Source organism: Streptomyces sp. NPDC006235 (genome assembly GCF_040613735.1).
Taxonomy (GTDB): domain Bacteria; phylum Actinomycetota; class Actinomycetes; order Streptomycetales; family Streptomycetaceae; genus Streptomyces.
In genome coordinates, this window is sequence record NZ_JBEXSR010000043.1 from 61185 (window position 1) to 85955 (window position 24771).

At 72.7% G+C, this 24771-nt stretch carries 19 protein-coding genes, 1 tRNA gene, 1 other RNA gene and 1 pseudogene; 8 read left to right on the forward strand and 14 right to left on the reverse strand.

Annotated features, from left to right (window positions below; translation table 11 throughout):
* Positions 1–314: 314 nt before the first annotated feature.
* The 3 genes from purD to ffs all read right to left on the reverse strand — a co-directional run bounded on the left by purD (position 315) and on the right by ffs (position 4557).
* Positions 315–1565, reverse strand: a complete 1251-nt coding sequence (gene purD, locus ABZ192_RS35235) for a phosphoribosylamine--glycine ligase (RefSeq protein WP_356928550.1) — start codon at positions 1563–1565, stop codon at positions 315–317.
* A gap of 273 nt (positions 1566–1838) precedes the next feature.
* Positions 1839–4361, reverse strand: a complete 2523-nt coding sequence (locus tag ABZ192_RS35240; RefSeq protein WP_356928551.1) for a DNA polymerase III subunit gamma and tau — start codon at positions 4359–4361, stop codon at positions 1839–1841.
* Between the two features lie 99 nt (positions 4362–4460).
* Positions 4461–4557, reverse strand: an RNA gene (ffs, locus tag ABZ192_RS35245) — signal recognition particle sRNA small type.
* A gap of 72 nt (positions 4558–4629) precedes the next feature.
* On the opposite strand from ffs, the gene ABZ192_RS35250 reads away from it, so the two are divergent.
* Together ABZ192_RS35250 and ABZ192_RS35255 are read left to right on the forward strand one after the other, a co-directional pair.
* Positions 4630–4717, forward strand: a tRNA-Ser gene (locus ABZ192_RS35250).
* A gap of 195 nt (positions 4718–4912) precedes the next feature.
* Positions 4913–6388 (forward strand): ATP-binding protein, encoded by a 1476-nt coding sequence (locus ABZ192_RS35255; protein ID WP_356928552.1) that lies wholly within the window; start codon positions 4913–4915, stop codon positions 6386–6388.
* A gap of 222 nt (positions 6389–6610) precedes the next feature.
* Here ABZ192_RS35255 and ABZ192_RS35260 read toward each other — a convergent pair whose 3' ends face one another.
* Positions 6611–7042: an arsenate reductase ArsC gene (locus ABZ192_RS35260; RefSeq protein WP_356928553.1), complete on the reverse strand. Its 432-nt coding sequence runs from the start codon at positions 7040–7042 to the stop codon at positions 6611–6613.
* Between the two features lie 46 nt (positions 7043–7088).
* Between ABZ192_RS35260 and ABZ192_RS35265 the strand changes: the two genes are divergently transcribed.
* Positions 7089–7397, forward strand: coding sequence for a metalloregulator ArsR/SmtB family transcription factor (locus tag ABZ192_RS35265; protein WP_356928554.1), 309 nt, complete (start codon positions 7089–7091; stop codon positions 7395–7397).
* Entirely contained in the window at positions 7394–8482 is a 1089-nt protein-coding gene (arsB, locus tag ABZ192_RS35270) for an ACR3 family arsenite efflux transporter (protein ID WP_356928555.1), read from the forward strand. The genes ABZ192_RS35265 and arsB overlap by 4 nt, the downstream gene beginning before the upstream one ends.
* Positions 8483–8500: 18 nt before the next feature.
* On the opposite strand, the gene ABZ192_RS35275 is transcribed toward arsB, so the two are convergent.
* Positions 8501–8914 (reverse strand): metalloregulator ArsR/SmtB family transcription factor, encoded by a 414-nt coding sequence (locus ABZ192_RS35275; protein WP_356928556.1) that lies wholly within the window; start codon positions 8912–8914, stop codon positions 8501–8503.
* A 161-nt stretch (positions 8915–9075) separates the two neighbouring features.
* On the opposite strand from ABZ192_RS35275, the gene ABZ192_RS35280 reads away from it, so the two are divergent.
* Both ABZ192_RS35280 and ABZ192_RS35285 read left to right on the forward strand, forming a co-directional pair.
* The gene (locus ABZ192_RS35280) at positions 9076–10506 is read left to right on the forward strand and encodes an NAD(P)-binding domain-containing protein (protein WP_356928568.1); all 1431 of its coding nucleotides are present in this window, start codon (positions 9076–9078) and stop codon (positions 10504–10506) included.
* A 28-nt stretch (positions 10507–10534) separates the two neighbouring features.
* Complete coding sequence (locus ABZ192_RS35285; protein ID WP_356928557.1) at positions 10535–11002, forward strand: ArsI/CadI family heavy metal resistance metalloenzyme; 468 nt, start codon at positions 10535–10537, stop codon at positions 11000–11002.
* A gap of 30 nt (positions 11003–11032) precedes the next feature.
* Here the strand turns inward: ABZ192_RS35285 and ABZ192_RS35290 are convergent, their stop codons facing one another.
* The 3 genes from ABZ192_RS35290 to ABZ192_RS35300 all read right to left on the reverse strand — a co-directional run bounded on the left by ABZ192_RS35290 (position 11033) and on the right by ABZ192_RS35300 (position 12621).
* A complete protein-coding gene (locus tag ABZ192_RS35290; RefSeq protein WP_356928558.1) occupies positions 11033–11770 on the reverse strand; it encodes a cation transporter in 738 nt (245 codons plus the stop codon).
* The gene (locus tag ABZ192_RS35295; RefSeq protein ID WP_356928559.1) at positions 11770–12105 is read right to left on the reverse strand and encodes a metalloregulator ArsR/SmtB family transcription factor; all 336 of its coding nucleotides are present in this window, start codon (positions 12103–12105) and stop codon (positions 11770–11772) included. The genes ABZ192_RS35290 and ABZ192_RS35295 overlap by 1 nt, the downstream gene beginning before the upstream one ends.
* Before the next feature lie 93 nt (positions 12106–12198).
* Complete coding sequence (locus ABZ192_RS35300) at positions 12199–12621, reverse strand: DUF1707 domain-containing protein (RefSeq protein ID WP_356928560.1); 423 nt, start codon at positions 12619–12621, stop codon at positions 12199–12201.
* Positions 12622–12704: 83 nt separating this feature from the next.
* Between ABZ192_RS35300 and ABZ192_RS35305 the strand changes: the two genes are divergently transcribed.
* Positions 12705–13325 (forward strand): TetR family transcriptional regulator C-terminal domain-containing protein, encoded by a 621-nt coding sequence (locus ABZ192_RS35305; RefSeq protein WP_356928561.1) that lies wholly within the window; start codon positions 12705–12707, stop codon positions 13323–13325.
* Positions 13326–13400: 75 nt separating this feature from the next.
* Here the strand turns inward: ABZ192_RS35305 and ABZ192_RS35310 are convergent, their stop codons facing one another.
* The 5 genes and pseudogenes from ABZ192_RS35310 to ABZ192_RS35330 form a co-directional block, all read right to left on the reverse strand.
* Complete coding sequence (locus tag ABZ192_RS35310; protein WP_356928562.1) at positions 13401–15020, reverse strand: ABC transporter substrate-binding protein; 1620 nt, start codon at positions 15018–15020, stop codon at positions 13401–13403.
* Positions 15021–15025: 5 nt separating this feature from the next.
* Positions 15026–17815: a hypothetical protein gene (locus tag ABZ192_RS35315; protein ID WP_356928563.1), complete on the reverse strand. Its 2790-nt coding sequence runs from the start codon at positions 17813–17815 to the stop codon at positions 15026–15028.
* Positions 17816–18078: 263 nt separating this feature from the next.
* Positions 18079–18537 (reverse strand): annotated as a pseudogene (locus ABZ192_RS35320) (MSMEG_6728 family protein); the annotation flags it as partial.
* Between the two features lie 18 nt (positions 18538–18555).
* On the reverse strand, positions 18556–19023 hold the full coding sequence (locus ABZ192_RS35325; protein WP_356928564.1) for a DUF4383 domain-containing protein: 468 nt from the start codon (positions 19021–19023) through the stop codon (positions 18556–18558).
* 13 nt (positions 19024–19036) lie between these two features.
* Positions 19037–21568, reverse strand: a complete 2532-nt coding sequence (locus tag ABZ192_RS35330) for a SpoIIE family protein phosphatase (protein WP_356928565.1) — start codon at positions 21566–21568, stop codon at positions 19037–19039.
* Between the two features lie 185 nt (positions 21569–21753).
* Between ABZ192_RS35330 and ABZ192_RS35335 the strand changes: the two genes are divergently transcribed.
* A complete protein-coding gene (locus ABZ192_RS35335) occupies positions 21754–22725 on the forward strand; it encodes a DUF72 domain-containing protein (protein WP_356928566.1) in 972 nt (323 codons plus the stop codon).
* Here ABZ192_RS35335 and ABZ192_RS35340 read toward each other — a convergent pair.
* A complete protein-coding gene (locus tag ABZ192_RS35340; protein WP_356928569.1) occupies positions 22625–24475 on the reverse strand; it encodes a copper resistance protein CopC in 1851 nt (616 codons plus the stop codon). The two genes, ABZ192_RS35335 and ABZ192_RS35340, sit on opposite strands and share 101 nt — an antisense overlap.
* Between the last annotated feature and the right edge of the window lie 296 nt (positions 24476–24771).

The window sequence follows — 24771 nt, forward strand, 5'->3', positions numbered from 1 at the left end:
GGAAAGGTGGATGACGGACAGCGAGGATCGGGCCCGGCATACCGAAAACTTCAGGCCCCGGATCCTGAGACGGATCCGGGGCCCGTGGGGTTCATCGAGCGGGGTGGCTTCCCACGTTGGTGTGACGCAGGGTGTCCGGGTTGACGGGTGGTGGTGACGCCCGGTGGTGGACCTGGGTGATGAACGCCGGGTGATGGCGCGTGGTGGTGACGCCGGGTGGTGGCGCGTGGTGGTGGTGCCGCGTGGTGGCGGCGAGGGTGACGCCGGGTGGCGCGTGGTGGTGACGCCGGGTGCCGGGATGGCCGGTCGGTCGGTTACGCGCCTGCCGCCTTCGCGGCGATGTCCGTGCGGTGCTGGGAGCCGTCGAGGCGGATGCGGCCGACGGCCGTGTAGGCGCGGTCGCGGGCCTCGGTGAGGTCCTTGCCGGTGGCCGTGACGGACAGGACGCGGCCGCCCGCGCTGACGATCGCGTCACCGTCGCGCCTGGTGCCGGCGTGCAGCACGTACGCGTGCGGGGCGTCCTGGGCGGCGACCTCGTCGAGACCGGTGATCGGGTCGCCGGTGCGCGGGGTGCCGGGGTAATTGTGCGAGGCGATGACCACGGTGACGGCCGCGTCGTCGCTCCAGCGCAGGGGCTCCAGGTGGGCGAGGTTGCCCGTGGCCGCGGCCATCAGGAGACCGGCCAGCGGCGTCTTCAGCCGGGCCAGGACGACCTGGGTCTCGGGGTCGCCGAAGCGGGCGTTGAACTCGATCACGCGTACGCCGCGAGAGGTGATCGCGAGACCGGCGTAGAGCAGGCCGGAGAACGGCGTGCCGCGGCGCTTCATCTCGTCCACGGTCGGCTGGAGGACGGTCTGCATCACCTCGTCGACCAGCTTCGGGTCGGCCCACGGCAGCGGGGAGTACGCCCCCATGCCGCCGGTGTTCGGGCCCTCGTCGCCGTCCAGCGCGCGCTTGAAGTCCTGGGCGGGCTGGAGCGGCACGACCGTCTCGCCGTCGGTGACGGCGAACAGGGAGACCTCGGGGCCGTCGAGGTACTCCTCGATGACCACGCGCTCGCAGGCTGCGGCATGCGCCTTGGCGGCCTCGATGTCGTCGGTGACGACGACGCCCTTGCCGGCGGCGAGCCCGTCGTCCTTGACGACGTACGGGGCGCCGAAGGCGTCGAGGGCCGTGGCGGCCTCCTCGGGGGTCGTGCACACGTACGACCGTGCCGTGGGCACCTCGGCCGCCGCCATGACGTCCTTCGCGAACGCCTTGGAGCCCTCGAGCTGAGCGGCCTGCCCGGACGGGCCGAAGACCGGGATGCCGGCCTCGCGGACGGCGTCGGCGACACCGGCGACCAGCGGCGCCTCCGGGCCGACGACCACGAGGTCCGCACCGAGCCGCGTGGCCAGCGTGGTGACGGCCGTGCCGTCCAGGGCGTCGACCTGGTGCAGCTCGGCGACCTCGGCGATGCCGGCGTTGCCGGGGGCGCAGTGCAGCGCGGTGACGTCGGGGTCGTGGGACAGGGAGTGGCACAGGGCGTGTTCGCGGGCGCCGCTGCCGATGACGAGGACCTTCACGGGGGTCAGCCTAACGGGAGGTGGCGGGTTCCCTTTGTGCGGGCTTCCGAAGGGGGTGGGGATGTCGGGTTGGAGGTTCCTCTGAAACGGGGTTTCTGGCTGGTCGCTCGGGCCGCTCACCGGTGGGGCTGGATCGGGCGGCTAGGGCTGGGCCGGGCGGCCAGGCTCGGTCGGGTGCTTGGCGCTTGGTGGAGCGCCCAGGGCTCGGTCGGGCGCCCGGGGCTCGGCCGGGTGGCCGGGGCTCGGCCGGGTGGCCGGGGCTCGGCCGGGTGGCTAGGGCTCGTTCGAGAACTCCTCCACCACCGTCGCCCCCAGCTCCCGGACGATCAGCTCCTGGCCGGAGAGGGCCGACTCGTCGAGGTCGGGATCGTCGTCCTCGGGGATGTCGTCCTCGACGGAGACGGATCGGCGCGCCGGGGCGGAGGGCTGGGGTACGGAGGCGGTGGACGCGGGGGCCGGGGCGGAGCCACGAGTGGGCGTACTCGACTGCTGGGCGGGGGTGGAGGGGGCCGTCGACTGGGATGGGGCGGGGCGCTGGGCGGTCGCCGTGCCGCCGCCGCTGCCGGCGTTGTAGCCGCCGCCTCCACCGCCGGTGTTGTAGCCGCCACCGCCGCCAGCGCCGTAGCCACCGGTGCCGCCGCCGTGACCGCCCTGGCCGCCGCCGAATCCGGAAGGGCCGCCCGGGGCCTGCGGCGCGGAGCCGCCGGACGGGTCGACGATCGCCTCGATCTTCCACTGGACGTTGAACTGCTCGCCCAGCGCCTGCCGCAGCACGTCCTCGCTGCCGCTGCTCAGGAAGTTGTCGCGCGCACCGGCGTTGACGAAGCCGAGCTGGAGGGTGGTGCCGTCGAAGCCGGTCACCTGGGCGTTCTGGCTGAGCAGGATCCAGGTGAAGCGACGGCGGTTCTTGACCGCTTCCAGGATGTTCGGCCAGAGCATGCGGGGGTCGAGACCGCCGGGTGCCGGGGCGGGCGCGGCCGGTGCCGGGGCGGGGGCCGAGGACGCCGGTGGGGGGCTGCTGGGTGCGGGCGCGCTCGGGGCCGGGGCGCTCGCTGCCGGGGGGGTCGACGCGGGTGTGGATGCGGATGCCGGGGCGGGGGATGGGGCTCCCGACGCGGCCGTGGGCCAGCCGCCGGGGCGACGGCCGCTGCCGGCGGAGGCCGCGGTGGGCCAGGCGCCGGGGGCCGGGGCGGAGGCGGCCGCGGGGGCGTGGGAGGGAGCGGGAGTCTGGGGCGGCTGAGCAGGCTGGGCGTGCCCACCGTTGCCCGGGCTGCCGGCGGGCGCGGGCTCGCCAGGATCTGTGTGAGCGGCGGGCCCGGTGAGCCCGGTGGGAGCGGGCGTGCCCGTAACCGCCGGCTGTTGCGCTTCCTGGCCCGCCGCAGCGGGGACATGCGCATGCCCGCCGTCGGCCGCCGGATGACCGCCACTGCCGCTGCCACCGGGACCCCCGGGGCCGGGGCTCCCTGGGCCCCCACCACCCGGCGCACCGGACGCCCGGACCGCCGCCCGGGCCGCGGCCGGACCGCCACCCGGCGGAACGGGAGCAGCCGCCGGAGCAGCCGCCGCTGCCCCATGCCCCTCGGGCCCCGGCACGTACCCCATGGCGGGCATGCCGGCCGGGCCCTGGGAGGAGAAGTTCACGCCGCGCTCGATCCGGTCCAGCCGGGCCATGACGGACCGCTCGTCGGCGTAGGCCGCGGGGAGCAGCACGCGGGCGCAGATCAGCTCCAGCTGGAGACGGGGCGAGTGGGCGCCGCGCATCTCGGTCAGGCCCTCGTTGACGAGGTCGGCGGCCCGGCTCAGCTCGGCGGCGCCGAAAGTGCCTGCCTGGGCCTGCATCCGTTCGAGGACGTCGGCGGGGGCGTCGATGAGCCCCTTCTCGGCCGCGTCCGGGACGGCGGCGAGGATCACCAGGTCGCGCAGCCGCTCCAGCAGGTCGGCTACGAACCGGCGGGGATCGTTCCCGCCCTCGATGACGCGGTCGACGACCTCGAAGGCCGCGGCCCCGTCACCGGTGGCGAAGGCCTCGACGACGGAGTCGAGGAGGGAGCCGTCGGTGTATCCGAGCAGGGCGGTCGCCATGGCGTACGTCACACCGTCCTCGGCGGCGCCGGCCAGCAGCTGGTCCATGACGGACATGGAGTCACGCACTGACCCGCCACCGGCGCGCACGACGAGCGGGAGGACGCCGTCCTCGACCGGGATGGCCTCCTTCTGGCACACCTCGGCGAGGTACTCCCGCAAGGTTCCGGGCGGGACGAGCCGGAACGGATAGTGATGGGTCCGCGAACGGATGGTCCCGATGACCTTCTCGGGCTCCGTGGTCGCGAAGATGAACTTGAGATGCTCCGGCGGCTCCTCGACGACCTTCAGCAGCGCGTTGAAGCCGGCCGACGTGACCATGTGGGCCTCGTCGATGATGTAGATCTTGTACCGACTGCGCGCAGGGCCGAAGAAGGCCTTTTCCCGCAGGTCACGGGCGTCGTCCACACCACCGTGGGAAGCTGCGTCGATCTCGATGACGTCGATGGAACCGGGCCCGTTGCGCGCGAGGTCCTGGCACGACTGGCACTCACCGCAGGGCGTGGGCGTAGGACCCTGCTCGCAGTTCAGGCACCGCGCCAGGATGCGCGCACTGGTCGTCTTGCCACAGCCGCGCGGCCCGCTGAACAGGTACGCGTGGTTGACCCGGTTGTTGCGCAGCGCCTGCTGCAACGGGTCGGTGACGTGCTGCTGCCCGATGACCTCGGCGAAGGTCTCCGGGCGATAGCGGCGGTACAGAGCGAGAGACGACACGCATACGAGGTTATAGGCGCCCACTGACAACCGACCCCGCCACAGGAACCCGGAACCCGGAACCCCGGAACCCGGGACCAGAACCCCGGTCCCCCGGAACGCAGACGCCCCCCACGCACCCGCCAGAGCCAACCTACCCTTGCTGCCTTCCGGCCCTGGGGGAGTTCAGTCAGATAGCGCCGCGTGAGGGGCTGCGCCAAGGCTACCTGATGACCGGGGCAGGGAACGAGTTCGCGAGCACTCCTCTCGGTCATGTAATGTTTCCGGCGGAGGATTCGCCTAGAGGCCTAGGGCGCACGCTTGGAAAGCGTGTTGGGGGCAACCCCTCACGAGTTCGAATCTCGTATCCTCCGCCAGTGCCTCACCGGGCACGATGTCGAAGGGCCCCACCGTTCGCGGTGGGGCCCTTCGGCGTTGTCCGTCAAGGTGCTCTTCCCGCGCGGTGCAGCTCGCGCGGCGATCACTGAGCAGCATCCGCCGCTGTGCACTTCAGGGCCAGGATGTAGGAGTATGGTTTATAGAAGCGTAGTCCTATCTTCCCGGGGTGAGACGTGGACAAGCCTGCCGAGATGTTCGACCGGGACCACGAGTGGTCGGCGCTGAGGCGATTCATCAACGATCCGAGGCCGGGCGCGACCCTCGGTGTCGTCTCCGGGCGCCGCCGCCAAGGGAAGACGTTCCTGCTGGACGCCGCCTGTCGTGTCGCCGGAGGGTTCTATTTCGGTGCCACGGAGGCCGCCGACGCCGAGTCGTTGCGACGGATCAGTAGCGCCCTGACCGACCACGTCCGCCCTGCCAGCCCTTTCCACTTCGCCAACTGGGCGGAGGCGGTCGACGCACTGCTCGCCCTGGGCTCCGAGCGGCCTGTCCCCGTTGTGATCGACGAGTTTCCCTACCTCGCCAAGGCCAATCCGGAGCTGCCGTCGATCATCCAGGAGGCGTTGCGCCCTCTGCGTGACCAGCGAACCGGCTCCCGCACCCGGCTACTGCTGTGCGGTTCGGCGCTGTCCTTCATGGGGCGACTGCTGTCGGGCAACGCCCCGCTGCGCGGACGGGCGGGGCTGGAGCTGGTCGTCCGCCCCCTCGACCACCTGCTCGCTGCCGAGTTCTGGGGGATCAGCGATCCCCACCTGGCCATGAAGGTGAACGCGATCGTCGGCGGCACTCCCGCGTACCGACGCGAGTTCGCGCGAGGCGACACGCCCGAGGGACCGGACGACTTCGACGACTGGGTCGTCCGCACAGTCCTCAACCCCGAGACTCCCCTCTTCCGCGAAGCCCGCTACCTGCTGGCCGAAGAACCCGACCTTCGGGACACCGCCCTGTATCTGTCCGTGCTCGCCGCCGTCGCCGACGGCAACGCCACCCGCGGCGGCATGGCCGGCTATCTGGACCGCAAGGCCACCGACATCGCACACCCCATCAACGTCCTCGAAGATGCCGGACTGCTGTACCGCGACGCGGACGTCTTCCGCGACAACCGGCCCACGTACCGCATCGCCGAGCCACTGGTCGCCTTCTACCACGCCATCATGCGCCCGGTATGGGACCAGTTGGAGCGCCCCGGCAGCGCTGCCCGGGTCTGGCAGGCCAGTCGCCGCCGCTTCGTCAGCAACGTGCTGGGGCCCCACTTCGAGCAGGTCTGCCGCGACTGGGCCCTGCATCACGCCGATCCGGATCTGCTCGGCGGCTTGCCCGCCCGTGTCGGCCACGGCGTCGTCCATGATCCCAAAGCCCGGTCCCGTCACGAGGTCGACGTGGCCGTCGTCGGCATTCCCGACGGTCACGACAAGCCGCCGCTCCTGGCCATCGGGGAAGCCAAGTGGAACGACACGATGGGTGCCGCTCACATCGAACGCCTCATGCATATCCGCGATCTCATCGCTCAGGGCGGTCGCTACGACACCACCGGCACCCGCTTGCTGTGCTTCAGCGGAGCAGGCTTCAACGACAAAGCGCACGCCGCCACCGAGAACTCGCTGAGCATCCACCTCGTCGACCTGGCGAGTCTCTACGGCCAGGCGTGAGCAAGCCGGCATGGCGCTCCAGATCGGGGAGCGCAGGCTTGCTGAGCTGCTGTGTCATAAGGCCTCTCGCGTCGAGGTGAGCGAGAAGTGGCTCACGCGCGTCTCGTGCTGTTCGACTAGAGGGACAAGTCTCAGGTCAGAATGCCTCCGCCAATGCCGCACCAGGCACGATGTCGAAGGGCCCTGCCGCTTGTGGTGGGGCCCCCCTCGGCGTGTGTGGTTTCACGTGCGAGGACCGGATACGGGCCCGGCGTCGATTTCCGCGATCAGGGCCTCGATGCGCGTCCTGATCTCGTCGCGGATGGGGCGGACGGCCTCTACGCCCTTGCCCGCCGGGTCTTCCAGGGACCAGTCCAGGTACTTCTTGCCGGGGAAGACCGGGCAGGCGTCGCCGCAGCCCATGGTGATGACGTAGTCGGACGCCTGGACGGCCTCGGTGGTGAGGATCTTCGGCTTGGCGGTGGCGATGTCGATGCCGATCTCCCGCATGGCCTCGACCGCGGCGGGGTTGACCCGGTCGCCGGGGGCGGAGCCGGCGGAGCGGACCTCGATCCGGTCGCCCGCGAGGTGGTGGAGGAAGCCGGCGGCCATCTGGGAACGCCCGGCGTTGTGGACGCAGACGAACAGTACGGAGGCGAGCGGGCTGGAGGGCATCGGTTCTTCCTTCCTCAGCGGTTCACTGGTGTGAAAGTATCAGCCCATGCTGACATCAGCCGACACTGATCTGATCCGGGTCCTGGCCGATCCGCTCAGGATGCGGATCGTGACCTTGCTCGCGGAAGAGACGCTGTGCACCACCCACCTGGTGGAGGAGACCGGTGCCCGGCAGACCAACCTCTCCAACCATCTGAGAGTGCTGCGCGAGGCGGAAGTCGTCGAGACGGAGCCGTGCGGGCGGTACATGTACTACAAGCTGCGCCCGGACGTCATCGCCCGGCTGGCCGGGCAGTTCGCCGACCTGGCCGAGTCCGCACGCACCGCCGCCGGCAAGAAGAGGGCCTGCCCGTGACCCGCACCGAAGCAGCCGCGACCGTCGAGGAGTCCTCGGTCGTCGCGAAGCTGTCGACGCTCGACCGTTTTCTCGCCGTGTGGATCCTCGCCGCGATGGCCGTCGGGCTGGGTCTGGGGCGTGCCGTCCCTGGTCTCGATGACGCTCTGGCCAAGGTCGAGATCGGCGGCATCTCCCTGCCGATCGCCATCGGCCTGCTGATCATGATGTATCCGGTCCTGGCCAAGGTCCGCTACGACAAGCTCGACGCCGTCACCGGCGACAAGAGGCTCATGGTCTCTTCGCTCGTCATCAACTGGCTCGTCGGGCCGGCGGTGATGTTCGCGCTGGCCTGGATGTTCCTGCCGGACCTGCCCGAGTACCGCACCGGCCTGATCATCGTCGGGCTGGCGCGCTGCATCGCGATGGTCATCATCTGGAACGACCTCGCCTGCGGTGACCGCGAGGCGGCAGCGGTTCTGGTCGCGCTGAATTCGGTCTTCCAGGTGGTGGCGTTCGGTCTGCTGGGCTGGCTCTACCTCGATCTGCTGCCCGGCTGGCTCGGTCTGGGCGAGGGGGAGCAGCTGGACATCTCCATGGGGAAGATCGCCCTGAACGTCGTCATCTTCCTCGGCGTCCCGCTGCTGGCCGGCTTCCTCACCCGCCGCGTCGGTGAGCGCAGGCTCGGCCGGGAGAAGTACGAGAACGGCTTCCTCCCCGCGATCGGGCCGTGGGCGCTGTACGGGCTGCTCTTCACGATCGTCATCCTCTTCGCCCTGCAGGGGGAGACGATCACCTCGCAGCCCCTCGACGTGGCCCGTATCGCGCTGCCGCTGCTGGTGTACTTCGCGGTGATGTGGTTCGGCACCTTCGCCCTCGGCAAGGCCATCGGCCTCGCCTACGACCGCACCGCGACCCTCGCCTTCACCGCGGCCGGCAACAACTTCGAGCTGGCCATCGCAGTCGCCATCGGCACGTTCGGCGTGACCTCCGGTCAGGCGCTGTCGGGCGTGGTCGGGCCGCTGATCGAGGTGCCGGTCCTGGTGGCACTCGTGTACGTGTCGCTGGCCTGGCGGCGGAAGTTCAGCGCCAACAGCTCCGCCTGATCGCGTTTCCGGGGTGGGTCAGGCTGCGGCCGGCGGGATGGTCAGCAGCTTGCCCATCGCGGACAGCACGGACGGCTCGACGCGGTAGTAGACCCAGGTTCCGCGCCGCTCGGAGGTCAGCAGGCCGGCCTCCTTCAGCTTCTTCAGGTGGTGCGAGACGGTCGGCTGCGAGACGCCGACGTCGGAGATGTCGCACACGCACGCCTCGCCGCCCTCGTGCGAGGCCACCGCCGAGAACAGCCGCAGCCGCACCGGGTCCCCCAGGGCCTTGAACATCCGCGCGGCCGTTTCCGCCTCGTCCGCGGTGAACGGACGTTCCGTGAGGGGCGGGCAGCACGGTGCCACGGCCTCGGGGGCCTTGGTGACCTCGGAGATCTCGGAGACCGCGGAGACCTCGGTGTCCAGCAGCGGCAGCACTCGCGTGTTCGGCATGCATCTATGTTGACATGCGTCTAACCAAAGAGGCCAGAGGCATGGGCGGGCATGGATTCGATAAATGTCTATGTTGACGACTGTCGAAGCAGGTGGGACGCTGGCAGCACAAGCCATCGACAGATGTCGAATCAGTCGAGTCAAAGGGGAATCTCGTGTCCGTGTCGAGCGACAGCGTGCCCACTGGTCAGCTGCCCACAGGTCAGGTGCCCACAGGTCAGCTGCCCGTCGTGGTCATCGGAGCCGGGCCGGTCGGCCTTGCAGCCGCCGCCCACCTCATCGGGCGGGACATCGAACCGCTGGTCCTGGAAGCCGGGCCGTCGGCCGGCACGGCCGTGCGCGAGTGGGCGCACGTGCGGCTGTTCTCGACCTGGTCGGAGGTCATCGACCCGGCCGCGGAGAAGCTCCTCGCCCCGACCGGCTGGACCCGGCCCGACGGCTCCACGTACCCCACCGGCGGAGACTGGGCCGAGCACTACCTCCAGCCCCTCGCCGACGTCCTCGGCGACAAGGTCCGCTACGGCGCCACCGTCACCGGCGTCGCCCGCGCCGGACGCGACCGCGTCGTCGACTCCGGCCGCGACGAGCAGCCCTTCGCCGTGCACGTCCTGTCGGCCGGCGGCCGCGAGGAACGGATCCGCGCCCGCGCGGTCGTCGACGCCTCGGGCACCTGGTCCACCCCCGGCCCGCTGGGCGCCGACGGGCTGCCCGCTCTCGGCGAGAGGGCCGCCACCGGCCACGTCTCCTACCGCGTCCCCGACCTGGGCGACCCGGTCGTCCGCGCCCGGTACGCGGGCAGGCGCACCGCCGTCGTCGGCTCCGGAGCCTCCGCCTTCACCGCGCTCGCCGCCCTCGCCGACCTGGCGCAGGAGGAGCCGGGCACCCACGCGGTGTGGGTCCTGCGCCGCGGTATCACCGGCTCCACGTTCGGCGGCGGGGAAGCCGACCAGCTGCCCGCTCGGGGCGCCCTCGGCCTGCGCGCCAAGGCCGCGGTGGAGGAAGGCCACGCGAGCGCGGTCACCGGGTTCCGTACGCAGGCCGTCGAGCGGGACGGGGACCGGCTGGTCCTGGTCACCGAGGACGGGCGTCGCCTGGATCCGGTCGACGAGGTGATCGTCCTGACCGGTCTCCGCCCGGACCTGTCCTTCCTCTCCGAGCTCCGATTGAGTCTGGACGACCGTCTCCAGGCGCCCACCGCCCTGGCCCCGCTCATCGACCCCAACGTCCACTCCTGCGGCACCGTCTACCCGCACGGCGTGAACGAGCTCTCTCACCCGGAGCAGGACGTCTACCTGGTCGGCATGAAGTCCTACGGCCGCGCCCCCACGTTCCTCGCGATGACCGGCTACGAGCAGGTCCGCTCCGTCGCCGCCGCGCTCGCCGGTGACCGTGAAGCCGCCGAGCGGGTCGAGCTGACCCTGCCCGAGACGGGTGTGTGCGGCGGGGCCGGGCTGTTCGACGAGCCCGACACGGCCGCCGCCGAGAGCGGAGGCTGCTGCGCCGCCCCGGCCACCCCGCAGATCAGCACCGGCGCCCCGGCCCCCCTGCAGATCAGCTCCGGCGCCCCGGCCATCCCGTCCGGCGGTTGCTGAAGTCCCCCTTCACTCCAGGAGGTTCGCCATGACGTCCCGTGTCCAGCTCGCCCTCCGCGTTCCCGACCTCGCCGAGTCCGTGGCCTTCTACACGAAGCTCTTCGGCACCGAACCCGCCAAACTCCGCGACGGCTACGCCAACTTCGCCATCGCCGAGCCCCCGCTGAAGCTCGTCCTCATCGAAGGCACCGCGGGTGAGACGACCCGCCTGGACCACCTCGGCGTCGAGGTCGGGACGGCCGAGGCGGTGCACGCCGCCACCGCACGTCTGGGCGAGGCGGGCCTGACCACCGACGTGGAGAACGACACGACCTGTTGCTACGCCGTCCAGGACAAGGTCTGGGTCCGCGGCCCCGGCGGGGAGCCCTGGGAGGTGTACGTCGTCAAGGCCGACGCCGACTCCCTGGCCAAGCAGCGGGGCAGTGCCTGCTGCACCGACCCGGCACCGGGCGGAACCGGCGCCGGGGAACCGGTCGCCTCGGGCGGCTGCTGCTGATCCGCCGATGGTGCCGTGACCCGGGCGGGGTCAGGCGCAGCAAGCGCAGCCCGGGCGGCAGTCGCACGCTCCGTCCGTGTCCGCCTCCGCGTCCGCGTCAGCGCCGGCGACCGGGGCCGGCCCGGCCGAGGGGGCGCAGCAGCCCTTGCCCTGCCAGGCGTCGCGGCCCTCCTTGACGGCGATGGCCGCGATCACGAGGGCGGCGATGGGGTCGGCCCACGACCAGCCCAGGGTGGCGTTGAGGACCAGGCCGGCCAGGAGCACGGCCGAGAGGTACGTGCACAGCAGCGTCTGCTGGGAGTCGGCGACCGCGCTGGCCGAGCCGAGTTCACGGCCCGCGCGGCGCTGGGCCGCCGACAGGAACGGCATGACCGCGAGGGAGAGGGCGGCGAGCACGATGCCGGGAACGGAACGCTCCGCCTCCCCCGCCCCCGCCTCGGTCAGCGCGCGGACGGCGTCGACAGCGACGTAGGCGGCGAGCGTGAAGAAGGACACCGCGATGATCCGCAGGGTCGTCTTCTCCCGCGCCTCGCGCACGGCGTGCTCACGGGCGGAGAACTGCCAGGCCACCGCGGCGGCGGAGGAGACCTCGATGACCGAGTCCAGGCCGAAGCCGATCAGGGCGGTGGAGGAGGCGAGGGTGCCGGCGGTGAGGGCGACGATCGCCTCGATGACGTTGTAGGCGATCGTCACCGCGACCAGCAGCCGGATGCGCCGGGCGAGTTCCTCTCGGCGGGCCGGTGAGGGGGCGAGGGATATCGCCGTCATCAGCAGCACCCCTTGTCGTCGGCCTCCGCACAGGTGCGGTCGGTCTCGACGGCCACCACGGCCGCGCGCAGGTCGTCCAGCGCGTGCCCGAGGCGCTCGTCGGCCAGTTCGTAGCGGGTGCGGCGGCCGTCGGGCGCGGTGACGACCAGTCCGCAGTCGCGCAGACACGCGAGGTGGTTGGAGAGCCGGGTGCGCGAGATGCCGAGTGTGTCGGCGAGATCGGCGGGATAGGCCGGGGCCTCGCGCAGCGCGAGCAGGATGCGGCAGCGGATCGGGTCGGCGAGCGCGCGGCCGAACCGGGCCAGCACTTCGATGTCGGGGGCAACAGTCAGCACTCCGCGACAGTACATCAATACCTGAATTCAGGAAACCTTGGACCGTCGGCCGCCGGGGGTCGCCGGCGGCCGACCCGTCGGCTCGCGGCCGGGTCAGTCCTCGGCCTCGTCCGATCCGCGCGGCCAGATCGCGAGGGCGATCAGGACCGCCGCCCACACCGCCAGCGGCGTGACCGGCCAGTAGTGGGTCAGTTCGCCCCGCTGGGCGCAGCGGGCGGCCCAGACGGCGGAGAGGATCACCGCTCCGCCCAGCCAGTAGCGCCATTCGGTCAGCCAGTCCTGGAGGTCCTTGCGGTTCCGGTCGGCGCGGGTGGGCGCGGGGGAGGGCAAGTCGGCTGTCAGGGCGGCCAGTTCGGTGGTCGTGCGGGCCTGGAGGGCCCGTTGGGCGCGGGCCTCGTGTTCGGGCGGATCGAGCCGGCCCTCGGCCAGCGCCGCGGCCAGTACGGCGAGCGCCTTGTCCCTGTCGCGGTCCGAGACCCGCAGCGCGGGCGGGGCGGGCTCGTGTCGGTCGTCCATCATTGTCCCCTCTCGGGCACCGTGGGGCACCCGACCTGACGGCGCTTTAGAATACGACTGTATCTCAAAAGGGAGCCATGACGATGCCCAAGACCGTCGACCGGGAGGAGCAGCGGCGTCAGATCGGTGCCGCCCTGCTCCAGTTGGTCTCCGACCGCGGCCTGGACGAGGTCAGCGTGCGCACCGTGGCCGCCTCGTCCGGCCGGTCCGCCGGAGCCGTGCAGAAGTACTTCCGCACCAAGGACGAGATGCTCGCCTTCGCGGCCGAGCTGGTCGGCGAGCGGGTGGAGCGCCGGATGGCCGGGGTGGACACCTCGCTGCCGTTGCGGCGCGCGCTGCGGGAGCTGATCCTGGCCACGCTTCCCCTGGACGTGGAGCGGCGGGCCGAGGCCACGACGCAGCTCTCCTTCGCCGTGTACGCGGCGCACCACCCCCGCCTCGCCGCGATCCGGCAGCAGGTCGACCAGGACATCCGTCAGGCACTGGCCGCCTGGCTGGAGACCGCCGGGCACGGCGGCGGGGCGGCCGTCCTCGCCGATGCCGTGATCGCGGTGTCCGACGGGCTGGCGCTGCGCATGCTCTACACCCCGCAGGAGCGTGAGTACCTGCTCACCGTCCTGGACCGGGCACTGGACGCGCTGCTTGCGGAACGGGCGGCTGGTCCGGCGGAGCGCGGAGGGCTCAGCGGTCCGGCGGATCGCTGAGCCCTCCGGTTCTCAGGTCGTCCTCAGGTCCTCAGGGGTCCTCCGGTCCTCAGGTCCTCAGGGGTCCTCCGGTCCTCATGAAGTGCTGCTGGGGATGACGCAGTTCTGCGGCTGCGGCTTGCCCGTCGGCCAGCCCAGGCCTACGAACTTCAGGGTGCCGCGGCCCTTTCGGCCCGGGTCCAGTTCGACGATCGCGGCCGGTTTGTCGTAGGCGTTGCCGCCCGTGGTGAGGCAGATCAGGCCGCTGCTGCCCTGGACGCGGTGGCGGGACTGCAGGAGGGGCCACTGACGGCCCACGTCCTCGCGGGTGGGGACCGACTCCGGGTCGTTCTTCTGGGCCTGGTGGAGGGCCTTGCCGATGGTGATGAGGCCGTCGTGGACGAGCATCGTCCGGGAGTCGTCCAAGTTGGGAGTGGAGCCCAGCTTGATCCCCTCGTTCTCGGTCGCGCTGATCTGCTGCCTGAGGGCGTCCAGGGCCGCCTTCGGTTCGGTCAGGTACTGGGGGAGGTCCCGGTCGGCCGGCTCGCGGTCGTGGGTCGCCCTGTACTTCTTCGTCCAGGCCGTCAGTTCCGTCGTCCAGGCGTCGGGGTGGGCGGGGGCCGCGTACTGCACCGTCACCTTCGGCCTGCCGTCGTCGCCGCGGAGTCTGGCCCAGTCCCGCTCCGTCATGTCCTGCCGCAGCGAGGCCGCGTCCGAGCCGCTGACGATGGTGTAGTGGCGGTCCTTGCAGCCCACCTCGGCGAGCTTCAGCGCGAAGATGCGCAGGTGGAGGGTGCGGCCCGCGAAGTAGACCGTGTCGGCCCGGGAGTCGCAGATGTTGTTGGCCGTCTGGGTGAACTGGTTGCCGGTCGAGCCCGCCTCGTCGATCGACGGGGACTCGAACGACATCGCGGCGGGGCCGGCCGGGCCCTTCTCCTCGATCCTGCTGAAGGCCTTTGCCAGCGACTCGTTGTAGCCGTCCGGGCGTTTGTCGTAGACCAGGACCGTCCTGAGGTTCTGACGGCCGCGTTCGCCGTTGAAGTTGGCCAGGGCCTGGGCCGCGTCGTGGTTGGTGGGGAGGATGCGGGCCAGGCCCGGGAAGCGGAGCTTCGCCATCCCGTCCGGCCGGTCCTCGTTGGCAATCCGGTCTCCGCTGATCCGGGCCGCCAGCACCGGGATCTTGTTCTCTGTCAGCCGGGCGACGGCCGCCTCGGTGGCGGCGAGGCTCAGGTTGAAGCCGGTGACCGCGCGCAGCCGGTCCTCTGGCGAGGCGGCCATCTGCAGCAGGGTGTCGACGACCTTGGCCTGACGGCCGTAGTCCTGCCCGGGGTTGGCCAGCACCAGGCGGATCTTCGGGGGTTCGCCCTCGCCCGCGTTGGCCTGGCGCTGGCCCAGGTACGCGCCCTGGAGGTCACTGCGCATCTGCCGGCGCAGGGCCTCCCGGTCCGACTGGAGCGGCAGCATCATCGCGACCGTGACGTACGGCTGCTTCTCGATCCTCCGGTTCTCGCGTGCGATGGCCCGGGCCACGTCGCTGATCTCCGGGGTGCCGAAGTCGTAGCCCTCGCCGTTGACGCCGATGCACTCGCCGTCGATCCGCTCCACTCCGTCCGCGCAGGTGTCCGGCCTGGTGACGAGCAGATAGACGAGCACCAGGCCGGCCGCGAGCGCCGCCGCGCCCAGGAGTGAGAAGAGGATCTTCCGCCATCTGGGCATGCCCGTTATCTCCTTCTCCGGAGCTGTTCGGTGCAGGTGCAGCGCAACAGGGGCTGTTCGTTCTCCGCGAGTCCGCTCCAGTCCGTCGCCGTCCTGCTGAGCAGGCCCGCGCCCTCGAAGTCCATGATCGACAGGAGGTCCAGCAGCTTGGCGAGTGTGCGGGCGGTCTCCTTGCCGGTCGGCCTGGTCCGCTCCTCGCACAACCAGACCGCGTGCAGCAGCTGGTCGACGGTGCGGCGCAGCGGTGGGCCGTCCACGGGCACCAGGCCCTGGGCGCGTTCCCGCCGGGCGTCCGCCCCGCCCGGGTACGGCGCCTGGGCGATCTCCAGGAGTTCCGCGCACCACTCTCGGGGGCGGCCGGGGAGGGTGGCGGCGAGGTGGCTGACGACGTCGTCCACACCGCCGGAGACCAGGTGGTGGTTCATGCGGTGGGCGGTGAGCGAGCGGAAGGCACCGCCGCCAGGGGCTCCGCCCCAGGGCTCATTGCCGGCCCGGGCCGCGCCACCGCCCCACGCTCCGCTGTTACCCCACGCCGCGCCGGGTGAGGCTCCGGCGCGCCAACGTCCGGTGGCCGGCGCACCCTCGCCGGGCGCACCCTCGCCCGGCGCGCCCGGGGGCGAGGCATCGCCGTCCGGCACGCCGCCGCGCAACGCCCCGCCGTCCGGATCCGCGCCGCGCACGGCCGCGCCGCCCGGCTCTCCGCCGCGCAAGGCTCCGCCGTCCGGCGACCCACCGCGCAACGCCCCGCCGTCCGGCACCCCGCCGGGCGAAGCCCCTCCGTCCGGCTCTCCGCCGCGCGAGGCACCGCCGTCCGCATCCGCACCGCGCACGGCCGCGCCGCCCGGCTCTCCGCCGCGCAAGGCTCCGCCGTCCGGCGACCCACCGCGCAACGCCCCGCCGTCCGGCACCCCGCCGCGCGAGGCCGCACTGCCGAGCCCCCCGCCATTCGGCGACCCGTCACCCAGTGCTCCACCACCCGGCGACCCGCCACCCGGTACTGCACCACCCCGCGACCCACCCCCCAACACCCCGCCAGCCGAAGCCGAACCACCCGAAGCCGCACCCCCCGAAGCCCCACTCCCCCAACCCCCCGCCTCCCCCACCGCACGCCGCGCATAGTGGTCGCGCAGCAGGTGATGGTCGGCGTACCAGGCGGCTCCGCCGGGGCGTAATCCGTACAGCCTGTGCACCAGGAGTTGGCGGAGGCCGAAGTCGCCTATGAAGTGGCGTTCGCAGGTGGGCCAGCCCGTGTCCGTGAGGAGCCGGGCGACGTGATGGGCGGTCAGGTGGTGGACGTGGCCCTGCTGGTGGTGACGGAGCAGGACGTCCGCGCACTCCGTGTCGTGCGCCACCGACAGGTGGGTGAGGAGGTCGAGCCAGTGGTCGTGGTGCTCGGTCGGGAGCCGTACGGGTAACTGGTCGAGGATCAGTTCCCGCAGCAGGACGTCCGCGACGGGGCGTTCGCGGGTGTCGTCGCCGGGGAGCCGTAACGGGGCGTCCAGGATGTCCCGGTCGTTGGCGTCCGCCGGCATGCGGAAGGCGGCGGCGGCTTCGGCCAGGCGGATCACGGTGTGCGGCCGGCCGCCGCTCAGCCGGGCCACAGCGGCGTCGATACGGCGGCGGTTCGTGCCGCCCTCCGGCTCGGCGCGCTGCTGTCTTCGTACGGTCTCCCGGCGGAGCTGGTCGCCGGTGAGCAGCGGCATCCGCAGCAGGAGCACGCCGTCGGCCAGGGGTGCCCGGTCCGCGCCCTCGTCTGTACGGCGGGACCAGGCGGGCGGGGCGCCGTCGGCGGGGCGGTACTCCGCCGGGGGCGTCGACTCCTCGGGCGGCAGGCCGCCGTGCAGGAAGGCGCCGCCGTCCGGTCGGCGTGCCGTGCCGACGATGACCACGCGGTCGCGCTGTCCGCCCCGGCGGTCCGAGAGCACGGCGCGCAGCAACTGCTCGCCCAGGGGCGACTCGGCGTGGTCCAGCAGCAGGCCCGGGCGGCCGACCCGGCGCAGCCAGCCCGCGGGTGAGGCGTACGCCGCCTCCAGGTCCTCGCGCAGGGCCCGGAAGAGAAAGCTTTCCGCGACCTCACGTGCCTCGCCACCGGCCCGGAAGTCGGCGGCGAGGATGCGCAGCCCGATCCTGGGCTGCCCGGCGGCGCCGGGATACGCGCCGTAGATCCGCCCCAGCTCCGCCCTGCCCCGGGGTGCGAGACCCTCGAACAGGGCGTCCAGGAGGGCGTTGCTCACGGCCGCCGAGTACGGGTCGAGCGCCTGCCCGAGGGTGGTCAGGAGGTTGCGGATGGTGCCGCGCAGGATGCCGCGCCAGAAGTCGCCGACGCCCAGCCCGCGCAGGCGCTGCTTCTGGGCCAGGTCCTCGTAGCGTTCGGCCTCCGTCGCGACCGCCTCGGGCGTGCCCTCCGCGACGCCGGTCGCGATCATGGCCAGGCCCGTGAAGAGACGCGGGAAGGCGAACGAGCCGCCGGTCCCCTGCCAGGTGCACAGCCGCCGGGCCACCTCGACCAGGGCCTCGGTCGCGGCCGAGCGGGCGCCGGGCTCCGGGTCCGCGCGGTCCGCGTACACCGGGGAGGCGCAGTCCAGGTGGATCACCGGCACCTTCGCGGCGAAACGGTCCCGTACGGCGCGCAGCAGCCGGCCCTTGCCCATGCCCGGGCCGCCGGTCAGCAGGACGACGGGCAGGTCGGGGCCGTAGAGCAGGTCCCGGCCGGCTCCCGAGGGCGCCCGCCCCAGCAGCCGCGCGAAGAAGCCCTCCTCGCCGAGGAGTTTCTCGAACCCCAGTTCTTCACACACGGCTCCCCCACGGAGTGCCTGCCCGCCCGGGAGCGGGTGACCGGTGACCGATGTGCCAGAAAAGATCCAGTGGAACACGGAACGGTCTGATCGGACAACGGGGGCGGCACGGAAGGAAGTTGGCCGTAATTTCTACACGGCCCCCGGTCTTACGCCGACCGGTCCGAGGCCGACCGGTCCGAAGCCGACCCGTCCGAAGCCGACCCGTCCGAAGCCGACCCGTCCGAAGCCACCCGGTCCGAAGCCACCCGGTCCGAAGCCACCCGGTCCGAAGCCGGCCACACGTACGGCAGGTCGTCCGGGACGCCGGGGAAGAGGTCGGCGTAGGTGGCGGGGTCCTTGCGGACGAGGGCGGAGCGGTGGCTGTGGTGGAAGGGGGTGTCGCCCAGCCACGGGGGCAGTTCACCCTCGGCCGCCAGGACGTGCTGGTCGCGGACCGGGGCGTGCGGGCGGATCGCCGCGAGGTCGGCGACCAGGGTGGCCGCGCAGCTGTCCTGGTGGCCCTGTTCGCGCCAGACGCGGCAGACCTCCAGGCCGTAGCGGACGAGTGCCTCCTCGTATCCGGCCCACATCCGGACCGCCGGGTGGTGGCGCCAGCCGTACCCCGGTACGACCAGGCCGCGCAGCACCTGCAAGGCCTCGACGCGCTGTTTGCCGAGCCGACGGCGGTCCAGGACCAGGGCCGACTCCCGGAAGCCGGGGTGGGGGAGGAAGGTCTGCACGACGTCCGTCCGGGATGCCTACCGGTCCGCGCCGGTACGGGAGGTGCGGGCCGGGCGGCGGCGGCCGAGGGCCAGAGCCAGGGCGATCATCACGATGCCCAGGGCGAAGTGCAGCCAGTCGTCCGCCGCGTTGAGGGGGACGAAGTTGGCGTCGCTGTCGTGGCCGACGGACAGGCCGTAGACCCACAGCACCAGGTAGACGGCGCCGCCGACCAGCAAGTACGAGTACGCTCCGGCGGCCGTGCCGGCGAGGGCCAGGCCGACCAGGCCGTAGATCAGGTGCACGAGGTTGTGCAGGACCGAGACCTGGAACAGGCCCAGCAGTTCGGCGCCCGACTCGTGGGAGGCGATCTCCATCGAGCCGTAGTCGGTGGTGACGCCGGGGATGAACCCCAGCACGCCGACCAGGAGGAAGACGAAGCCCACCAGCTGGGCGGCCCGCTGCACGGGCGCCGCGGCGGCCCGGTGGGAAGGGTGTGTGGTCATGGCCGGTGGATCCTCACGGGAGAGGCAGTGTCTGTTCCGCCCAGATGGTCTTGCCCGCGGCGCCCTGGCGCGTGCCCCAGCGCTCGGTCAGCTGGGCCACGAGGAGCAGGCCGCGCCCGCCCTCGTCGTAGGTGCGGGCACGCCGCAGGTGGGGAGCGGTGTTGCCGCCGTCGGAGACCTCGCAGATCAGGGTGTTGTCGTGGATCAGACGGAGCTGGATCGGCGGCTGCGCGTGCCGGATGGCGTTGGTGACGAGTTCGCTGACGACCAGTTCGGTGACGAAGACCGCGTCCGACAGCCCCCACCTCTCCAGCTGCGCCACCACGTCCTTGCGGGTCTGGGCGACCGCCGACGGGTCGTCCGGCACCGCCCAGGTGGCGAGCTGGCTCTCGCCGAGCGCCCGGGTGCGGGCCACGAGCAGGGCCACGTCGTCGGCCGGGCGCTGCGGCAGCAGGTCGGCCAGCACGCTGTCGCACAGGGAGCCCAGCGAGGGCGCCGGGCGGGCAAGGGCCTCCCGCAGCCGGTGGACGCCGGCGTCGGGGTCTCGGTCCCGGTTCTCGATCAGGCCGTTGGTGTAGAGGACGAGCAGGCTGCCCTCGGGCAGTACCACCTCGGTGGACTCGTGGGGCAGGCTGCCCATGCCGAGCGGGGGCGCGGCCGGGAGGTCGATCAGCTCGGCCCTCCCGTCGGGCCTCACCACGGCCGGCATCGGATGCCCGGCCCCGGCGAAGCAGCAGCGCCGCGACACGGGGTCGTACACGGCGTACAGACAGGTCGCGCCCACGTCCCCGGAGGTCTCGCCGTCCTCCCCGTCCTCCCCCTCCACGCTCAGCCGGGCGACCAGGTCGTCCAGGTGCGTGAGGAGCTCGTCGCACGGCAGGTCGATGTCGGCCAGGGTGCGTACGGCCGTCCGCAGCCGGCCCATGGTCGCGGAGGCGTGCAGGCCGTGGCCGACGACGTCGCCGACGACCAGGGCCACCCGCGCCCCGGACAGGGGAATGACGTCGAACCAGTCCCCGCCGACGCCGGCGTGCCCGCCCGCCGGCAGGTAGCGGGAGGCGACCTCGACCGCCGCCTGCCGGGGCAGCCGCCGCGGCAGCAGGCTGCGCTGGAGCGTGACGGCCGTGGCGCGCTCCCGGGTGTAGCGGCGGGCGTTGTCGATGCTGACCGCGGCCCTGGCCGCCAGTTCCCCGGCCAGGAGCAGGTCGTCGTGCCGGAAGGTCTCGGGGTTGCGGTACCGGACGAGGAACGCGACGCCCAGCGTGGTGCCGCGGGCGGTGAGCGGCACGGTCATCACCGAGTGGATGCCGAACGCCCGGATCCTCGCGGCCCGCTCCGGGTCGTGCGCGAGCCACGCCGCGAACGCCGGGTCGGTCACCTGGTGCAGGGTGGGGCGTCCCGCGCGCAGGCTCTCGTAGGGCGCCGAACCCTCGGGGTAGGCGTCCACCTGGCCGGCCGCCACGACCGCCTCCGGGGCCCCCGGGGTCACGGACCGCAGCGCCACCCGCCGCAGCAGCAGCGGCCCGTCCGCCGGGAGGACCCGCGCGGGCGGTTCGGGTACGTCGTCCAGCGCGGCGAGCAGATCGACGCTGACGAAGTCGGCCAGGGCCGGGACGGTCACGTCCGTCAGCTCCTCGGCCGTGCGCCGCACGTCGAGCGTGCCGCCGATGCGCCGGCCGGCCTCGGCGATCAGCTGGAGCCGCTTGCGCGCCCAGAACTGCTCCGACATGTCGTGCGCGGAGATGCAGACGCCCTGGATCGTGCCCTCGGCGTCCCGCAGCGCGGACTCGAAGACCGACCAGGCGTGCTCGCGGGTCTCGCCCGGGGCGCGCAGATAGTTCTCCTCGTACTGCGGCTCACCGGTCCGCAGCACCCGGACCATGCCGCGCTCCGCCCGCGCACCGGCCTCGTCGTCGACGATCTCGGACACGCGCAGGCCCAGCATCTCCTCCTCGGTGAGCCCCATGGCCCGCTGCATGCCCTCGTTGGCCCGCCTGAGCCGGAGCCGGGTGTCGTAGAGCGCCAGGGCGCAGCACGGGGACTGGGTGAAGCTCCAGCTCACGAGGGATGCGTCGAGGCCGGCCCGGGACTGCCGGCGGGTCAGGGCGGACAGGAGGAGCCAGTCGGGGGCGCCGGTGCCGGGCGTCCTGTGGTGGGCGAGGACCGGGACGGTCAGCTTCCGGCCGTCGTGGTGCCGGAGCCTGACCTCGCCGTTCCACCGGGGCAGGCCGGCCAGCGCGGGCAGGCCGCCGCCGCGGGCCGGGATCGGCTCGGCCAGCAGATCGGCGGCCGGGCGGCCGGTCATCTGCCGGGCCGAGTACCCGAGGAGCCGCTCGGCGCCCGTGTTCCAGCCGGTCACCCTGCCCTGCTCGTCGAGGGTGACGCGGGCGGTGAGGGACTCGCCGACGAGCTCCGCGAGGGCCTCCGGCGTCTCGGCGACGTCGGGGGCTTCGGGAGCCTGGGGGACCGGGGCGACTCGGGGTTCCGCTCCGAGCGACCTGTCGGCCCGGTGGCCGGCCCGGCCGACGGTGACGGGCTGTTCCATGATCGGTCATCTCGCTCTGGAGGGGAGTCTGCACGGGCAGGGAATCTGCGGTGATCCGGACACTCGGACGACAGTCATCCGATATGTGACCTATCCCCTGATTACCCCGATTGTGACGGCCCTTACCCTGCTGCCACGGCCCTGCCGGGAGCCTGCCGCCGCCCCGCCCGGGTAACCGGTGCCCCATGGGCGAGATCCTGGTGGGCACGTGTTCCTGGACCGACCGGGCCCTGGTCGGCAGCGGCTGGTATCCGGCGGGGCGGCGGGACGCGGAGGGGCGGTTACGGCACTACGCCGAGCGCTTCCCGGTCGTCGAGGTCGACGCCTCGTACTACGCGCTGCCGAGCGAGCGGAACAGCCGGCTGTGGGCCGAGCGGACACCGGACGGGTTCGTGTTCGACGTGAAGGCGTTCTCGCTGCTGACCGGGCACCCCACCCGGGAGGCGGCGATGCCGGCCGGGCTGCCGGCCGACCACCGCGACCCTGCCGTGCTCGACGCGGTGTGGGCCCGGTTCACGGCCGGGATCGAGCCGCTGCGGCAGGCCGGGCGGCTGGGGAGCGTGCTGTTCCAGTTCCCGCCGTGGTTCCGGCCCGGGGAGCGGGCGGAGGCCTTCCTCCAGGGGTGCGCCGAGCGGACGCGCGGGTGGCCCGTCGCCGTGGAGTTCCGGCATCCCTCGTGGTGGGAGCCGGGCCGGGCGGAGGCGACGTGCGCGCTGCTCACCCCGCTCGGCATGGCCGCGGTCGCCGTCGACATGACGCAGACGCTGCCCTCGTCGATGCCGCCCGTCACCCCCGTCACCTCACCCCGGCTGTCCGTCGTCCGGTTCCACGGCCGCAGCACCGCCTGGGGGACCGGCAGCAAGGAGGACCGGTTCCGGTACGCGTACGGCGAGGAGGAACTCGCCGAGTGGCTGCCCCGCGTGCGCCGGCTGGCCGAGCGGGCCGGACAGGTCCACGTCCTGTTCAACAACTGCTGCGGCGACGCCGCCGTCCGCGCCGCCGAGTGCATGACGCGGCTCCTGGACGGCGACCCGCCGACGGCGGCACCCAGGGTTCCTAGGGCACGATCCGCACCTGCTTCTCCACCGTCACCTGGTCCACGTCCGACACCCGCACGGTCGTCTTCATCGTCCACGTCCCGGCGAGGGGCAGATTGACGGAGTTGGCGCTCCAGTAACCGCCGACGTCGGTGAGTCCGGCATCGATCGGGCCGACCTTCCGGGAGGGGAGGGTGAAGGTGATGCGGACCTCGGGGACGACGATCAGCCCCTTGTCGGCGCCGTAGACCACGGCCTGGACGCCGTTCTCGCCGACCCGGGCCGGGTCCAGGGTGACCTCCACGGTGCCGCGGCCGGACAGGGTGCCGGAACTGCCCCCCGTGTCGAAGGGCACCGAGGCGAGGGTCGTGGGCGGCAGCGCACCCACCGGGGACCGCTGCGCGGCCTCGGCCTGGGCGCGGCCCGGCAGCGTGGTGGTGAGCAGCGTCGTGATCAGCAGCACCACGGCGGCGACGGCGACCTCGACGAGGACGGAGCGGCGCAGACCGCGACGGCGGACGTCCGCGTCGCCGGACTCGGGGGCCGGCTCGGACGCCCCCTCCGGTTTCTCCGGCCCGTCCGGCTTCTCCGGCTCCCCTGCCGCGCTGGATTCGCCGGGCTCGCCCGGCCCCTCCGGTGGGACCGGCGCCCCGGCTCCGACCGGCTGTGCGACCCGTTCCGGTACGGCCGTCCGCGTGGCGGCGGCCGACGGTGCCGCGAGGCGGGCCGTCCACCGGCGCGAGTATCCGGCCGCCAGCAACAGCGCGGTCACCGCGACCAGTTTGGCCAGCAGCAGCCGGCCGTACGACGTGCCGGTCAGCGCCGCGAGGGAGCCGAGGCCGCGCCAGGACTGGTAGAGCCCGGTGACGGCCAGGACGGTCACACAGGCGAAGGCGATCCGGGAGAAGCGGGGCACGACCTCCGTCAGCACGTCGACGGAGGCGCGGCGCAGGGTCAGCAGCAGCGCCACGAGGCCGCCGAGCCAGACACCCGTCGCGACCAGGTGCAGCACGGACGACGTCATCGCCAGCGGCACCTGGATCCCGGCGGAGGCGTGCTCGGCCGCCGCCCAGGTCAGGGCCAGGGCGACGGCCAGGGTCGCGCCCACCGCCCGCAGCACGGGCTCCCGGTGGTCGCGGTGCCGGGACAGCCGCAGCAGGAAGGCGGCGGTCAGCAGGAGGACGGCCAGCCTGGCGAGCAGGGCCAGGCCCGGGCGGCCGGTCACCGTGCGTTCGAGGGCGGAGAGGTCGAACGCCGCGGCCGGGCCCGCGCCCGTCTCGTACGGGGCGCGCAGCAACAGCAGGACGACCGTCGAGCCGAGCAGGGTCCACCAGGCGGCCACCAGTGGTCTGCGCAGCGGAGAGGTGTCCGCGGGCCGGCACAGCAGCGCGAACGCCACCGTGCCGACGAGCAGGGCGGCGGCGAGGTAGGCGAGATAGCGGGCGGCGTCGTGGAGACCGCCGGTCAGCGGGTCCTCGTCCGGGCCGGTGTCGACGGGCGCGGTCGTCGCGGACCGTTTGCCGACGGAGAAGGTGAAGGCGCCGGAGACCGGGTGGCTGTCGGCGGACACCACCCGCCAGGCCACCGTGTAGGTGCCCTGGGCGAGTTTCCCGGGCAGTCCGACGCGTGCCGTGTCGGAACGGCCGTCCGCGTGCTCGGCCTCGCCGGTGTGCACGCGGCGCTGGTCCGGGCCGAAGACCCGGAAGGAGTCGTCGAGCAGGCCGACGGACTCGGTGAACGTCAGGGTGAGGTGGCGGGGGGCCTGCTGGACGACCGACCCGTCGTCGGGGTCGGTGCTGCGGAGGGCGGCGTGGGCAGAGGCGGGGGCTGCTCCTGCGAGGAGCAGTACCAGCACGGTGCCGAGCAGCACCAGGGCTTGGAATCGCCGGGGGTGTCCGACATTGCGCTCCACGTGGGTCTCCGGGGTCGGGCTGTACGGCTCCCGGTCATGTACGGATGGGAGGTGCGTCGCGCTCAGTGGGGGCGGGTGGTGTGTGATGCGGCGGCTGCGGGTGCGTTGTGGCTGGTCGCGCCCGCGCGGCGGAGCCGCAAATCGGCACAGCCCCGCGCCCCTAAGGGGTCCTTGCAGAATGATCTTCCTGTGGCACGGTGGAGATGGAAGTGATTCCCTCTTTGTGGGAGTGGCCCGTGGCACGGCGGAAGCCG

Bases quoted from the DNA above. Each gene is read 5' to 3' on its own strand.
- ABZ192_RS35305 (WP_356928561.1), top strand. From the start codon at position 12,705: ATGCCCAAGACCGTCGACCGGGAGGAGCAGCGGCGTCAGATCGGTGCC.
- ABZ192_RS35265 (WP_356928554.1), top strand. From the start codon at position 7,089: ATGCTGACATCAGCCGACACTGATCTGATCCGGGTCCTGGCCGATCCG.
- ABZ192_RS35285 (WP_356928557.1), top strand. From the start codon at position 10,535: ATGACGTCCCGTGTCCAGCTCGCCCTCCGCGTTCCCGACCTCGCCGAG.
- ABZ192_RS35300 (WP_356928560.1), bottom strand. From the start codon at position 12,621: ATGGACGACCGACACGAGCCCGCCCCGCCCGCGCTGCGGGTCTCGGAC.
- ABZ192_RS35310 (WP_356928562.1), bottom strand. From the start codon at position 15,020: ATGCCCAGATGGCGGAAGATCCTCTTCTCACTCCTGGGCGCGGCGGCG.
- ABZ192_RS35260 (WP_356928553.1), bottom strand. From the start codon at position 7,042: ATGCCCTCCAGCCCGCTCGCCTCCGTACTGTTCGTCTGCGTCCACAAC.
- ABZ192_RS35325 (WP_356928564.1), bottom strand. From the start codon at position 19,023: ATGACCACACACCCTTCCCACCGGGCCGCCGCGGCGCCCGTGCAGCGG.
- ABZ192_RS35335 (WP_356928566.1), top strand. From the start codon at position 21,754: ATGGGCGAGATCCTGGTGGGCACGTGTTCCTGGACCGACCGGGCCCTG.
- ABZ192_RS35275 (WP_356928556.1), bottom strand. From the start codon at position 8,914: ATGCCGAACACGCGAGTGCTGCCGCTGCTGGACACCGAGGTCTCCGCG.
- ABZ192_RS35290 (WP_356928558.1), bottom strand. From the start codon at position 11,770: ATGACGGCGATATCCCTCGCCCCCTCACCGGCCCGCCGAGAGGAACTC.
- ABZ192_RS35330 (WP_356928565.1), bottom strand. From the start codon at position 21,568: ATGGAACAGCCCGTCACCGTCGGCCGGGCCGGCCACCGGGCCGACAGG.